This window comes from Acinetobacter rudis, from assembly GCF_000829675.1.
GTDB classification, from domain to species: Bacteria; Pseudomonadota; Gammaproteobacteria; order Pseudomonadales; family Moraxellaceae; genus Acinetobacter; species Acinetobacter rudis.
In genome coordinates this window covers 92,689-107,343 of sequence record NZ_BBRX01000021.1, presented here as the reverse complement: position 1 = coordinate 107,343, position 14,655 = coordinate 92,689, and the positions used below count along the sequence as shown (strand labels likewise).

Annotated in this window: 14 protein-coding genes; 8 read left to right on the top strand and 6 right to left on the bottom strand. The window is 37.9% G+C overall.

Annotated features, from left to right (window positions below):
* The first annotated feature begins 79 nt into the window (after positions 1 to 79).
* The 3 genes from Aru01_RS05440 (at position 80) to Aru01_RS05430 (ending at position 3,533) form a co-directional block, all read left to right on the top strand.
* Positions 80 to 946, top strand: coding sequence for a Vmh family MBL fold metallo-hydrolase (locus Aru01_RS05440; RefSeq protein ID WP_016656200.1), 867 nt, complete (start codon positions 80 to 82; stop codon positions 944 to 946).
* A gap of 441 nt (positions 947 to 1,387) precedes the next feature.
* Positions 1,388 to 2,686, top strand: a complete 1,299-nt coding sequence (locus Aru01_RS05435; protein WP_016656201.1) for an MFS transporter — start codon at positions 1,388 to 1,390, stop codon at positions 2,684 to 2,686.
* A 76-nt stretch (positions 2,687 to 2,762) separates the two neighbouring features.
* A complete protein-coding gene (locus Aru01_RS05430) occupies positions 2,763 to 3,533 on the top strand; it encodes an SDR family oxidoreductase (protein WP_016656202.1) in 771 nt (256 codons plus the stop codon).
* A gap of 42 nt (positions 3,534 to 3,575) precedes the next feature.
* Here the strand turns inward: Aru01_RS05430 and Aru01_RS05425 are convergent, their stop codons facing one another.
* Positions 3,576 to 4,658, bottom strand: a complete 1,083-nt coding sequence (locus Aru01_RS05425; RefSeq protein ID WP_016656203.1) for a glycerol dehydrogenase — start codon at positions 4,656 to 4,658, stop codon at positions 3,576 to 3,578.
* A 100-nt stretch (positions 4,659 to 4,758) separates the two neighbouring features.
* Entirely contained in the window at positions 4,759 to 5,307 is a 549-nt protein-coding gene (locus Aru01_RS05420; protein WP_016656204.1) for a 2,4'-dihydroxyacetophenone dioxygenase family protein, read from the bottom strand.
* A gap of 145 nt (positions 5,308 to 5,452) precedes the next feature.
* Here Aru01_RS05420 and Aru01_RS05415 point away from each other — a divergent pair, with 145 nt between their 5' ends.
* Positions 5,453 to 6,379 carry a LysR family transcriptional regulator gene (locus tag Aru01_RS05415; RefSeq protein WP_016656205.1) on the top strand — a complete coding sequence of 309 codons (927 nt, stop codon included), beginning with the start codon at positions 5,453 to 5,455 and terminating at the stop codon, positions 6,377 to 6,379.
* A 175-nt stretch (positions 6,380 to 6,554) separates the two neighbouring features.
* Here the strand turns inward: Aru01_RS05415 and Aru01_RS05410 are convergent, their stop codons facing one another.
* The 3 genes from Aru01_RS05410 to Aru01_RS05400 are packed head-to-tail and all read right to left on the bottom strand — an operon-like array spanning position 6,555 to position 9,845.
* Entirely contained in the window at positions 6,555 to 7,868 is a 1,314-nt protein-coding gene (locus Aru01_RS05410; RefSeq protein ID WP_016656206.1) for an MFS transporter, read from the bottom strand.
* The gene (locus tag Aru01_RS05405; protein ID WP_016656207.1) at positions 7,865 to 9,226 is read right to left on the bottom strand and encodes an amidase; all 1,362 of its coding nucleotides are present in this window, start codon (positions 9,224 to 9,226) and stop codon (positions 7,865 to 7,867) included. Before Aru01_RS05405 ends, Aru01_RS05410 begins: the two co-directional genes overlap by 4 nt.
* 4 nt (positions 9,227 to 9,230) lie before the next feature.
* Positions 9,231 to 9,845 carry a DUF2848 domain-containing protein gene (locus Aru01_RS05400; RefSeq protein ID WP_228128746.1) on the bottom strand — a complete coding sequence of 205 codons (615 nt, stop codon included), beginning with the start codon at positions 9,843 to 9,845 and terminating at the stop codon, positions 9,231 to 9,233.
* A 262-nt stretch (positions 9,846 to 10,107) separates the two neighbouring features.
* Here Aru01_RS05400 and Aru01_RS05395 point away from each other — a divergent pair, with 262 nt between their 5' ends.
* Entirely contained in the window at positions 10,108 to 10,782 is a 675-nt protein-coding gene (locus Aru01_RS05395; RefSeq protein WP_016656209.1) for a GntR family transcriptional regulator, read from the top strand.
* Between the two features lie 53 nt (positions 10,783 to 10,835).
* On the opposite strand, the gene pcaU is transcribed toward Aru01_RS05395, so the two are convergent.
* The gene (pcaU, locus tag Aru01_RS05390) at positions 10,836 to 11,645 is read right to left on the bottom strand and encodes an IclR family transcriptional regulator PcaU (RefSeq protein WP_016656210.1); all 810 of its coding nucleotides are present in this window, start codon (positions 11,643 to 11,645) and stop codon (positions 10,836 to 10,838) included.
* Between the two features lie 302 nt (positions 11,646 to 11,947).
* Here pcaU and Aru01_RS05385 point away from each other — a divergent pair, with 302 nt between their 5' ends.
* The 3 genes from Aru01_RS05385 to pcaF all read left to right on the top strand — a co-directional run bounded on the left by Aru01_RS05385 (position 11,948) and on the right by pcaF (position 14,645).
* A complete protein-coding gene (locus Aru01_RS05385; RefSeq protein WP_016656211.1) occupies positions 11,948 to 12,619 on the top strand; it encodes a 3-oxoacid CoA-transferase subunit A in 672 nt (223 codons plus the stop codon).
* 19 nt (positions 12,620 to 12,638) lie between these two features.
* The gene (locus Aru01_RS05380; protein ID WP_016656212.1) at positions 12,639 to 13,289 is read left to right on the top strand and encodes a 3-oxoacid CoA-transferase subunit B; all 651 of its coding nucleotides are present in this window, start codon (positions 12,639 to 12,641) and stop codon (positions 13,287 to 13,289) included.
* Between the two features lie 150 nt (positions 13,290 to 13,439).
* On the top strand, positions 13,440 to 14,645 hold the full coding sequence (pcaF, locus tag Aru01_RS05375) for a 3-oxoadipyl-CoA thiolase (RefSeq protein ID WP_016656213.1): 1,206 nt from the start codon (positions 13,440 to 13,442) through the stop codon (positions 14,643 to 14,645).
* Positions 14,646 to 14,655: the final 10 nt, after the last annotated feature.

Below are 14,655 nucleotides of genomic sequence, written 5' to 3'. Positions count from 1 at the left end.
TTTTGATATTAAGATATTTAAATCAGTTCATTTGAATGCATGAAATTAAATATATTTTTACTCAGGAGTGTTGGATATTATGCGTACACTAACAAAAGTTATAACTCTTGGTACTGCTTTATTTGCGAGTGCTACCTTTGCAGCGCCATTAACATATCAAACCTATAACCCACAGCAACAGGCGATATTCCCAGTTTCATCTACGCTCATTTCGGGTGATAAAGATGCAATTTTAGTCGACAGTCAATTCAGTATCAAAGACGGTGAAAATCTCGTTAAAATTATTCAAGACAGTGGAAAAAATTTAACTCATATTGTGATTACCGCAGGCGATCCAGATTTTTATTTTGGTCTTGAACCTGTAGTTCAGGCATTTCCAAATGCTAAAGTTGTTGCAACCCCTAAAGTTGTAAAACATATAGAGCAAACAAAAGTCGCTAAACTGGCGTATTGGGGACCTATTTTAAAAGACGGTGCGCCTCAGCAGGTTATTGTACCCACAGCTTTAGAGAGCAATACATTAAAACTAGATGGTGAAAAGATTGAAATCAAATCTCCTCACTCATATGCTGCCTATTTATGGGTTCCAAGTAACCGAACTATTTTAGGCGGTGTAGGGGTTTCTTCTGGCATTCATTTATGGACAGCAGACACTCAAACGCTTGAGTCTCGTAAAGACTGGTTGAGCACTTTGAGTAAAATGAAAAGATTACATCCAAGTGCAGTCATCCCTGGACATTATCTCGGTGAAATTCCACAAGGAAGTAGTGCAATAGACTTTACGGCTCAGTATCTTAAAGATTATGAAAAAATTCTTAAAGCATATGAGAGCAAGGATTCAGTTCAAGTGATCTCGGCTGTAAAAGAAATATATCCATCATTGGCTGAAGAAAGTTCTCTTGAATTAAGCTCTAAAGTTCATACAGGTGAAATGCCTTGGAACTAATGGTAAAAAATCATAGCTAGGCTGTGATCACTAGAGCATGTTTCAAAATACATCAAATAAAAACAAGGAGTAATATAAAAATATTACTCCTTTTATCTTAATTGCATAAAAATTCTAATCAATTAACTTTAATTTGAACGATATCTTGACTGTATAAATGCTATGACATTAATAACTGCCTAAAAAAATGAAATATATAGAGAATAGCACCAGTTTTAAGCTTGGAAGATGTCTAAAATAAATATTTTGGCCCTATATAAATTAGTACTGAACTTGCTAAATCCTACTTTTTGATGTTCCCGTCATTCACACTGTATTTGAATGGGCTTCACCATTAGACAATAAAAAATATGCAAAAATTCTAAAAAGGCAAAGCACTAATTGAAATGAAATTAGTAATAGGACTGCCGATTTATTTTAAATTAAAGGATTGAAATAGCCATGACTAGCTTTTCAAAGATTGAGACTCAGTCACAGCAAAATGTGCAGAAAGATATAAAAAAATCCTTAGTTGCTAGTGGTATTGGCAATTTATTGGAATGGTATGATTGGACAATTTATGCAGTTGCTTCAGTTTATATTGCATCGGCATTGTTTGATAAAACTGACCCAACATCCGCATTATTAAATACTCTTGCTGTATTTGCGGTTGGATTTGTCTCTAGACCGATTGGAGGATTTGTATTTGGCCCTCTAGCAAATAAATATGGCCGCAAAAATATTATGCTGGTCACTATGGTAATGATGGCATTAGCAAGTTTAATGATTGCTTGTATTCCATCATATGAAAAAATTGGTGCGTGGGCATCAGCTTTATTATTGATAGCAAGATTAGTACAAGGCTTTGCACATGGCGGTGAAACAGCTACATCATATGCATATATTGCAGAAATAGCGCCACCACAAAGGCGAGGCCTATGGTCGAGTATGTCATTTTTTGCAGTCGGAGCTGGCTCATTATTGGCAACACTTTTTTTAGCATTACTTAATGTTATTTATACAGATCATCAAATGCATGATTGGGTATGGAGAGTACCTTTTGCAATTGGTGGCGGTTTAGCATTTTTTGCCATTTATCTACGTAGAAATATGGTCGAAACACATATTGAACAAAACAGTGAGGCAAATGTAGAAGAAGTTAATTGGCCTTTTTCAAAAATCATGAAAGCTGGCATTAAGCTGTTCTTCTATGAAGCGGGTTCAACATTAACTTTTTACACATGGGTGACATGTGCAGCCATTTATGCAATTGGCATTCAAAAAATGCCTGCTAAAGATGCATTTATGATGAGTTGTATCGCCCAAGTCATCTATTTAATTTGTTTACCATTTCAAGGACGACTATCTGATTATATTGGACGAAACAATAATTCATTAATTACTTATGTAGGGTCATCTTTATTACTTTTTCCATTGTGGTCTTTAATTAGCCATGAGCCTTGGACGCTATTAGTCGCTCAAAGTATTGGTTTGTTTACCATGGGGTTTTTAATGTCGTGTAAACCAGCCGCCATGTCTGAACAAATTCCAACAAAATATCGAACCAACTTTCTTGGATTTTTTATGTCATTAGCGGTCACTATTTTTGGTGGTACGGCGTCATATGTAAATACTTGGCTTTATTCTATTGATAAAGGATGGGTGTTTAATATTTATTTAATCGTCATATCCATCATTGCATCTATTGCGGTTTTAACATGGAAAAATAACAAAGGTATTGATTTAAACCAAGTGAAATAAAGCGGTTAATGCAAAGATCTTCGATGGATCTTTGCATTTTTTAATAGGGTTTTTACTCATATTTAATGGAGCTAAGATGCAAACAAGATTATTGAGTGATAGAAAGGTTTTAATTACAGGTGCAGCGAATGGTATTGGTGCTGCTCTAGCTGAGCATTTTGCTCAATTAGGGATGACTGTTGCTTTAGTTGATTATCATGCTGATCGACTAGCGGAAAAACATCGAGAATTGGCAGATCAAGGATATAAAGTGAGTTCATATTGTACAGATATTGCTGATTTCAGCAAATGTCAGGCTGCGTATGAGTACTTCTATAATGAAATTGGCTTTATTGATACGCTCGTAAATAATGCTGGTATATCACCAAAACATGAGGGAAGTGCTCATAAAATCTGGCAATTATCGCCAGAAGAATGGCAACGTGTGGTTGATGTTAATTTAAATGGCACATTCAATTTTATTCGGCTTTTAGTGCCACAAATGATAGAACACAAGTTCGGAAAAATTATCAATACTTCATCTGTAGCTGCACATGCTTACCTGCCTGTCGTGGCATGTCATTACAGTACAACCAAAGCTGCGATTATTGGATTGACTCGTCATTTAGCGGGTGAGCTGGGGACATATAATATTCATGTCAACGCAATTGCACCAGGACGCATCGAGACACCTATGGTATTAGAGGTTGGTGATCAAGTTAATCAACGGGTAATTGATGACACTCCATTAGGCCGATTAGGCTCACCTATGGAAGTCGCAAAAGTTGTAGAGTTTCTGGTTTCAAATGACAGTAGCTTTGTAACGGGTCAAGTTGTTGATATTGCTGGTGGTTGGCTAATGAGGTAGTGAATAAAAGGGAGGTTATCTCCCTTTGTCTTTCAGAATTTTTTAATGATAATGATTGGTCCTGATTATTGCCTGTCTTAAATTTTCTGAGTTTAGTGCAGGTTCAAAATGTTGACTATAATCATTTTGCAGCGTATTGGTAATGATGATATCCAGCATATCATCGCTTATTTCTTGTTGATAACCCAATTCATAGAGCGTAGTCGGTAAGTCCACTGATCTGAGAAAATTAATCAACTCAATAATAAATTGATGCTCTCTATTTTCTAAAACAGCTTGAACAACTGTACCATACGCTACAAGTTCTCCATGTAACTGAGATGCCAATTCGGGAATGGCCGTTAATCCTCGAATAAGTGCATGTGCTAAAGACAAACCGCCACTTTCAAAGGCTAATCCACTCAGAAGTACAGTCGATTCCACAACGCGTTCAACTGAAACACTTATCTGGTGTTGTTTTACATCCTCATAGGCCATTTTTCCCCACTGCATCAGATTGTAGTAAGTATGATTTGCCAATAATAAAGCAGTTTCTAAGGGGGAAGTAGAAAATGAATTTAAGCCATGTGCTTTTTTACACTGATTGACTTCAAACATCTTACTGATCGCATCACCAATACCTGCTGCAAAAAAGCGTGCAGGGGCATGGACAATTGTATCGAGATCGACCAATACAATATCGGGGTTCCGCTGAGTTTTTTCTACTGCCTGAACTTTATGCTGGTCATCATAGATAATAATTAATCTGCTTGTAGGGGCATCGCTAGATGCAACTGTAGGGCAAATAATCATTGGAATATGAAGCCTTTTTGAGATACCTTTAGTGGTATCCATCGCTTTACCACCCCCTAAAGCAATAAGTGAATCTATACCATGTTGCTGCATCGTCTGAGTTAAATACGCTATCAGCTTATAAGTACATTCACCTGCAAATTTATAGCAAATATATTCGACATTTGATTGGCTTAAAGACTTTGTGACTTTATTTAAAATACGACCTTCGGTCGCTGGATCATAGATCAGCCCAATTTTTTTAAACTGCTGCCTGTTCGCAATATCACCAATACTGCTTAGCGCATGTTCTCCTTGAATATACTCTCCAGGAAAGCCCATTATTTTTAACATATTACATCCCTTAATAGTTTTATTTGGTTTTTCAGCAATGAAAATACAAAATGCCAATCATTGGATAAATTGGCATTTTGCGTTGAAGTACATCAGATCACTATCTGATTATTTTTTCTAATTCACTCATTGGAACACCAATTTTTTTATAATGTTCTCTTGTCGCCTCTAACTTTGTAAAAACATCCTCATAACCTACAGCTTTACCATAAGGATCTACATAGGTATAACCACCATGTACAATAAATAAGGTGATCATTTCAGAAACATCTTCAGGAACAAAAAGAGTATGTGTTTCACCCGGTGGTTCATATGCAAATGATTTTTCTTCTGCAACCCAATCATGCTCTAGATAATACCAACGACCTTTTAGTACAAATGCATGTACAGCACCAGTATGACGATGTCTAGATAACACACCGCTTTTTCGTACACGTAATAGGTTTACATAATAACCAGCGCTAGTATTTAAAAGTAATGGTTTAAAACTGACAGATTCAGATGTAGGTACCCACAGTTGATCATCTTTTAATGCTTCATCTAAAACACCCGGTATCACAAGATCTGGTGACATATAAGGTACTTGTGGTAATTGAAAAGGCATCAGTTCTTCGTTGGCTGAGTAATCTGGATTCCTTGGCTCTGACATCTCTTTCTCCTAAAATAATGTATTGGATTAAAAGAGATACTAGCAAAAGTAAATTGTTTGTAGATTGCATCAAATTCAAACTTACTATGAATATCAGGCACAGTTAGTGTAAATTGAAGCTGTTATATTCAAAGTTGGTCGCAGCATGAATGAGAAAAATATAGTGGATAACTATCGACAACTAATGGCCTTTATCTGGGCATATGAACATGGCAGTTTTTCTGCGGCTGCACGAGCGAATGATCTAACACCATCTGCAATCAGTAAACTCATTAGCCGGCTCGAAAATCGCTTGGGGGTCCGACTTATTCAAAGGGGTGCAAGACAACTGACATTAACTGAAGAAGGCGTTGCATATTTAAACAGTGCACGCAATGTAGTTGCAGCAATGAATGAGGCAGACTCATTGTCAGAAGCATTTCCAAACCGAGTGAGTGGTGTCTTAAAGATTAGAACCATGCCAACCTTTGCTCAACATCAAATTTTACCTTGGTTACCTGAATTTTTAGAGAAATATCCATCGTTGAGTGTAGATTTTGAACTGAATGCGGTGTATCAAGATGACTTCGATCGTGGTGTTGATATCGCCATTTATGGAGGAATACTGCCATCTTCATCTCGGATCGCGACTCGTATTGGCGAAAGTGAATGGATTACATGCGCCTCACCGAAGTATCTTGAAAAATATGGCATACCCTTACACCCACAAGCATTATTACAACATCGCTGTTTTCATTTCAATTTTTCTAGTAGTTGGAACAATTGGGATTTTATGGAAAATAATGAAAGTGTTATCGTTCCAGTCAAACCGATTGCATCATTTTCACAAGGCACTTTTCTGCGAGATTTAGCACTTAGAGGGGAAGGTGTGGTCAGGCTGGCTGACTACCATATTGGTGAAGATATTAAACAAGGACGACTTACACCAATTTTGGGAAATTTTCGTTCTGGAATAACTGAACCACAGTATATTATTTATGCCAACCGAAAACTACAAAGCCCTAGAATTAAATGTTTTATTGAATTTCTACAACAAAAGATTAGAAATAAACCTTGGCAAATTGATGTTTAGTTTTTCACCATTTAAAAGTTGAAATGGTCTTTTACAATCTACTTCTATAGTAAAAAGAAAGTGATCTTAGCGATCACTTTCTAAAGCATTTTGAGTTAAATGGAATCGATTTGATTCTATTAAAATTATGCTAGATAAATTATCGAGAGTAACAACTTTTAAAATATAAAGTGGCTTAATATGTCGCAGTTTTCTTTAATGCTTTTATCACGAGAAAACATGCGATTAATTCTAAGAATGCAACGAAATATAAGCCACCAGAAAGGCTACCTGTATTGGTTTTAATAAAGCCAATCATATAGGGTGCAACAAAACCTGCTAGATTACCCACCGAATTAATTAAGGCTATACCACCTGCAGCTGCTGTACCTGCCAAAAATAACGTTGGGATTGACCAAAAAATTGGGAAAGCAGCTAAGATGCCCGCAGCAGCAATTGTTAGACATATCATGGCTAAATAGATATTGTCCATAAAAAATCCAGTTCCGAATAAACCTACAGCAGCGAATAATGTTGCGATAGCGCAGTGGAAGCGACGTTCACCTGTTTTGTCAGAATGATAGCCATTCCAAAGCATAGCAAACGTACCTACGATAAAAGGAATAGCAGAAATTAATCCAATAATCAGATTGTTATCTATGCCAAGAGTCTTGACGATTGAAGGGGTCCAAAATGCAATCGTTGCATTACCAGCAACAATACAGAAATAAATTGCTGTACATAACCATACTTTTTTGTTCGAAAACATACTTCTTAAAGTACTATGTTTGCCCGGAACGAATGCTTCATTACGGATGGTGCTGATAATAAACTTTTGTTCAGATCGAGTTAAAAACTTTGCCTTATCAGGTGAAGCTGGTAAATACTTTAAAACAAAGAAACCAGCGATGACAGATGGAATTCCTTCTAAAATAAACAACCACTGCCAATTTGCAAGACCACCAATGCCACCCACCATTTTATCCATAATCAAACCAGCAATTGGGCCACCCACCACGCCTGCAATAGCAAACGAGGTCATAAATAGTCCATTAATTTTTGCTCGCTCTTTAGCGGGGAACCAATAGGTTAAATATAGAACAACGCCAGGAAAAAAACCTGCTTCAAAAACTCCAAGTAAGAAACGTAATAGATAAAATGTCCATTCAGAGTTGACATAAGCCATTGCAATCGAGGTGAGACCCCAAAGTATAGTGATACGGGCTAAAGTGACTCGTGCTCCGATTTTTTCAAGCAGTAGATTACTGGGTATTTCGAAAAAGAAATAACCAATAAAAAAGATACCTGCACCTAAACCATATACAGCTTCACTAAATTGTAAATCATTCAGCATTGCCAGTTTGGCAAAACCAACATTGATTCGATCAATCCAAGCCAAAATAAATAAGAACACCAAAAAGGGAATCAGCCGCCAAGCAACCTTTGCAAATATCCGTTTTTGTTCAGTCAGACTATATTCGCTTATTCCAACAGATTCTTCCTTGATCATGATTTGGTCCTTGATTGAGAGGGTTGAGCCTTGATTAATTTTTCAATCAACAGTGAGAGATTTAAAATATGCTGATCTTGTCCATGTAGTGCAGCAATTGAAATTCCAACAGGCAGTGCATCCTTACGTTGCCAAGGTAAACTTAAAGCACAACCGTCTAGGAAATTGATGACTGTAGTGTTTCTTAAAACCAAAGCATTGGTTGCAAAAAAATGTGCTTCATCTTGCTCAAGTGGTTCAAGTAATGGCGCAACAATTGCAACTGTTGGGTAGATTAAAGCATCAAAAGCAGCGAGTTTATTTGAGATACTTTGGATGAGATTTTGACGTTGTTGTTTTATATATAAATAGTCTGCAGCATTTATATTTTTTCCACGAACAATACGCTGAGCGACACGTGGATCATATAAAGTATATTTTTCAGGGATCGATAATAAATCGCGATGAATAAACCATGACTCGGCAGCAGTAAGCCCACCAGCATGATTAATTTTTCCAATTTGATCTAGTTCAGATAAATCAATCTTATGAAAGTTGACCCCATGTGATTTTAAAAGCTCAATCGTGTGTTGATACGCCTCAAGTACATTGTGGTCGGCACCATCAAAAAAATAATCATCTGTAATCGCAATATTTAATTGATGCGGCTGGATCTCTATTTTTTCAAACTTTTCACCAGATAAAATCTCATCAACAATAATGTTATCTTCAACGGTGTGCGTAATCGTACCCACTGTATCAAATGAGTATGAAAGCGGGAAAGCTCCCTCAGTCGATATACGTCCTGAACTTGGTTTAAAACCAACTAAACCACAAAATGCTGCTGGAATTCGCAATGATCCACCCGTATCTGAACCCAGTGCAGCAACACAATGCCCAAGTGCAACAGAAACTGCTCCGCCTGATGTTGAGCCACCTGCAATCCGTTTAAATGAATCGGCGAAAGTGGGGGTTCCATAGTGTGGATTTAATCCCAGACCAGAAAAGGCAAACTCGCTCATATTGGTGCGTCCAAGTAATACTGCACCTGATTGGCGGAGTAAATGGACAGCTTCAGCGTCTTTTCGAGCAACACTGTCATCTGCCAATACTTTAGAAGCAGATGCAGTAACTTGATTTTTAACATCATACAAATCTTTAATGGATACAGCTAAACCTGCCAAAGGTGAAGCCACATAACCACTTTTGCGAGCCAAGTCAGCAGACTGTGCTGCTGCTAATGCAACGTCTTCATCTAAAGAAATATAAGCTGTACCACCATCAGCTTGATATTGCTTAATTTGAGCAATAGATTGTCGAATCAGGTTTTCAGAACCCTTTTCCTCAGCGTTAATTATCTGTTGTAGTTTTTCAATCATGTGATCATTGCACCATATCAAGCGTGGTCACTGTATAGTGATGTGTCAATGTACGATTTAAAATAGGATCATGAAGCTCTAAATAAAATGCATCACCATGTGAAATTTGAGTTAAAACTGCTTGGGTACCACACAACATCGCATGATTTTTAGGAAATTGATCACCTTGAGTTAGTTTTTTAATGAGATCAGGTATTGCAAGTAAGTTACTGGTCTGACCTTCTTGGTAAAGTTCTTTTTCACCATTGATCATCCGATAGCTACGCATTACCAAAGCATCCCAATGATCTGCAACATCTGTATATAACCACGCATCTTGAGAGATTGGTTTGCTGCAAACTTGTTTTGAAATCGCAACATTATAACTCTCAACTTTACGATCGGTATGATCAGAGCCAATTGCAATCAATAGTCCATGTTCACTATCGATCAAGACACATTCCACTTCACCTGAGGAATGCGGTTCAATCACTTGAATCTCATTTGAAGTCGTCAATAAATCAGATGACAACTGATAAAAACAGGGCACTGATGTTGGACGCTTTACCCCCAATTCTTCAAGTTCAGCAATGTGCTCTTCTATAGCTTCAATATTACGACCTGCCCAACCTGCAACGATCAGTCGATTGATCTCTAACTCAATAGAAGGGTTAGATTCTTAAGAAGAAAAAGAGTGTAGATTGAGTCTGATCTTAGACATGGCAATATTCCTTTAGAGATTTCAGATAAATCCAACTGCTGAGACACTACGATTTAATAATAGTGATCCGAAATCTATTTGTTAAATTACTGTGAAATTTCACTATAATTTATGATGAAAAATTTTTAAACCCTTTTTTTGTGTAAAAATAGAGAAATTAGTCATATTGAGGATTTTAAGGATGTCTGAAACGAAAACGAGCAAAGTTCAAGCCAAAGACAAAACACGTGCGCTCTCATTGAACGAAATTGCGTATTTACGTTTTAAACAGGCATTGGTGACATTACGTTATAAACCAGGTGAATATTTAAATACGGCACAAGTAATGGAAGATTTGGAGCTGGGTAGGACTCCTATTAATCAGGCAATTCATCGACTTGCAGGAGAGGGCTTGTTGCAAATTATTCCTCGTAAAGGTGTAATGGTCTCACCACTTTCTATTAATGATGCTTTAAAATTGATTGAAGTACGTTTGGCCAATGAACTGTTATGTATCCAATTGGTTTGTAAACGAATTACAGTAGAAGAATTAGATCATTTAAAATCGATTCATGAAAAAGTACTTGCTGCACGTAATGCACTAAATACTGTTGAAATGATGACATTGGATCGAGAGTTTCATGAGGCTTTATCTGAAATCACTGCAAATAAGTGGCTCGCGGATATTTTAAGTGTCATCCACGCTCAAGCACAGCGGTTTTGGACTTCAACCTTATCAAATGAAATACATATGCAAGAGGTTGTAGAGGAACATGCTGCGATTATTCATGCTTTAGAACATAAAGATTTAGCTTTGGCAGAACAGGCAGTCAGTAGTCATATTTTATCGTTTAAGCATTCATTATTAAATTCATAATGATCTGGTTGAACTGAGGAATATATTAGAAATATACATTCCTCAGTTGTGAACTAAATAACATTTCTAAGTTCTCTAGCAGTTTCCTGAAGTAACGGTAAAATTTGCTGAATTAAATAGTCTTTTGTGGATCTAGCGGTCGGAGACACAATATTGAGAGCGGCAACAATATTGCCATTTGGTCCATAGATGGGAACCGCAAGTGCATGTACACCGAGCTCATGTTCTTCGCTTGAATAACACCAATCTTGTTGTTTAATCTCTTCTAATAACGCTAGAAACAAAGCATTGTCGATAATACTGTACTTGGTCAAACGTTTTAATGGATATTTATCAAGCCATTTAACTTGTTCTGAAACTTCCAAATGAGCAAGTAATATTTTACCCGCCGAGGTCGCATGTGCTGGCAAACGGTTACCCAAATGTAAACCATAAGGATTAACTCGATCTGTTTGTTGAGGCGATGCACTGCGTGCGATAGTGATTGCTTCATAGCCATCTAAAACCATCACCGAAAAAATAAGTGAAGTTTGTGTAGTTAAAAGATTAAGTAGTGGTTGGCAAATTTTAGGTAATTGAGAACCACTTAAATAAGCACCTGAAAACTTTAAGACTTTAGCGGTTAAATAATAATAATGCCCATCAAAATCTAAATAACCCAAATATTCTAAAGTAAGTAAATGCCGCCTTGTTGCCGCTCGAGTTAATCCTGTTTTTTCTGCAGCCATAGAAACATTGAGACGATGCTTTTCTGGACCAAAACACTCTAAAATTGCCATGCCTTTACTAATGCCTGCAACAAAATCTTCATGACGGATAATTTTTTGATTATCCATGTTTTTTAGAACTTTTTTAGTATCCATAAGCAATTTTTTCTCCCTAAAAAGTCGCCATTTATAGAATATTGAATCCGCATTGAGCCTAATCTAAATTATGCATAATATAACGCAGGAATAGAACAATTGTTCGATCATCGAACACAAAACCCAATCATCGAACACTAATGTATTTTTCAACTAGATGAATTTAAAAAAAAACATAAGAATTGACCATAGGAATTCTAATGAAATTACTCGGGATTGAGTAAAACCCTTTTTTGCCTCTTGAGTACGCTTTCATTGAATTTCGTTTTTGAGACATTTAGCTAGACGGAGTTATCCCCCTAATGATCGATAAAAGCTCAGCTTCAATGACAGAAGCACTCTCACAGATTAAAGATGGTTCGACCATTATGATTGGTGGTTTCGGTAGTGCAGGACAACCGGCTGAACTCATAGATGGTTTAATTGAGCTTGGTATTAAAGATCTGATTATTGTGAACAATAACGCAGGAAATGGGGATTATGGTCTAGCAAAACTGCTTAAATCTGGTGCCGTAAGAAAGATGATTTGTTCTTTCCCTCGCCAGTCTGATTCTTATGTTTTTGATGAGTTATATCGTGCAGGTAAAGTTGAATTAGAGCTGGTACCACAAGGTAATTTAGCGTGCCGTATCCAAGCAGCAGGCATGGGCTTGGGGCCAATTTATACACCTACAGGTTTTGGTACTTTGCTTGCAGAAGGCAAACCGACCATGAACTATGACGGCAAAGATTATGTCTTAGAACTTCCAATTAAAGCAGACTTTGCATTAATCAAAGCATTAAAGGGTGATCGTTGGGGTAACTTGGTTTACCGAAAATCTGCACGTAATTTTGGTCCAATCATGGCAATGGCAGCAGGGGTAACAATTGCACAAGTTTCAGAGATTGTTGAACTTGGTAGCCTAGATCCTGAACACATCATCACACCAGGGATCTTTGTGCAGCATGTTGTTCAAGTGAATACAGCTCAATAATTAGAGACGGAGCCTTAAAATGAGTTATACAAAATTAACCCGTGATCAAATTGCTGAGCGTGTTGCCCAAGATATCCCAGACGGTGCTTATGTGAACCTTGGTATCGGTTTACCAACGAAGATTTCAAGTTATTTACCTGCAGATAAAGACGTATTTTTACATTCTGAGAATGGTCTTTTAGCATTTGGTCCGCCTCCTAGTGAAGACAATCGAGATCCTGAACTGATTAATGCTGGCAAAGAGTTTGTCACTTTACTTGATGGTGGAGCTTTCTTTCACCACGGCGACTCTTTTGCCATGATGCGAGGCGGTCATTTAGATATTGCTGTGCTTGGTGCTTTTCAAGTTGCAGCAAATGGAGACCTTGCAAACTGGCATACAGGAGCCCCAGATGCGATCCCAGCTGTAGGCGGAGCGATGGACTTAGCAGTTGGTGCAAAAAAAGTCTTTATTACCACTGATCATGTTACGAAAAAAGGTGAACCCAAAATTGTATCGAAACTGAGTTATCCAGCCACGGGACTAAGTTGTGTGGATCGTATTTATACAGACCTGTGCGTGATTGATGTCACAACTGAAGGTCTAAAAGTACTTGAGATGGTCGATGGACTGAGTTTTGAAGAATTACAAAGTATGACGGGTGCAATTTTGTTGCCAATGGGGAGTTAAATGAAAATCTCACCTTAAGTCAGTCCTTGCTAAAACCCGTTGAATAAAACAAGGCAATTCGAGATTTTCAAAGATAATTTTTTAAGCAATATGGCTTAGAAAGAACACCCCATCGACTGTTCACCTTGGCAAATAAATAAGGAAATACACATGAAAAATGCATACATCATCGACGCGATTCGTACACCATTTGGGCGCTATGCAGGTGGGCTTGCTTCTGTACGTGCAGATGACTTGGGCGCAGTTCCCATTAAAGCACTCATGGAACGAAATTCATCAATTGATTGGGAAAAAGTAGATGATGTCATTTATGGCTGTGCAAACCAAGCTGGTGAAGATAATCGTAACGTTGCACGTATGTCAGCCTTATTGGCAGGTGTTCCATACCAAGTCCCTGCAACGACTGTAAACCGTTTATGTGGCTCATCACTTGATGCGATTGCCATTGCAGCACGAGCAATTAAAGCGGGTGAAGCAGATCTCATCATCGCTGGTGGTGTTGAATCTATGTCCCGTGCACCATTAGTGATGGGTAAATCCGAAAGTGCTTACAGTCGTGTACAAAAACTTGAAGATACTACGATGGGTTGGCGCTTTATTAACTCAAAACTAAAAGCATTGTATGGCGTTGAAACTATGCCACAAACTGCTGAAAATGTAGCAGAACAATTTAAAATCAATCGAGAAGATCAGGATCAATTTGCGCTAAGCAGTCAACAACGTACAGCAGCTGCACAAGCACGCCATTTCTTTGATAAAGAAATCGTTCCTGTAACCGTTATACCCGCTAAAGGTGATCCCAAAGTTGTGCAGATTGATGAGCACCCACGTGCATCAACCACCCTCGAAGCATTAACTAAACTAAAACCAGTGGTTAAGGCTGAAGGCTCTGTAACTGCTGGAAATGCTTCAGGTATCAATGATGGGGCAGCAGCATTACTGATTGCATCTGATGAAGCCATCGAAAAATATACATTAAAGCCACGTGCAAAAATTATTGCTGCAACAGTAGTGGGAGTTGAGCCTCGTATTATGGGGTTTGCACCAGCACCTGCGATTAAAAAGCTATTGGCTCAATCAGGCTTAACTTTAGAACAAATGGATGTCATTGAACTCAACGAGGCTTTTGCAGCTCAAGCATTGGCAGTGACACGTGATTTAGGTTTGGCTGATGATGATGCTCGGGTGAACCCCAATGGTGGTGCAATTGCCTTAGGCCACCCACTGGGTGCTTCAGGTGCACGTTTGGTCACTACCGCATTGAATCAGCTTGAGGTCATTAAGGGTGAATACGCATTATGTTCAATGTGTATTGGTGTGGGTCAAGGTATTGCCTTGATTATTAAGCGCATTTAATGAGGAATTT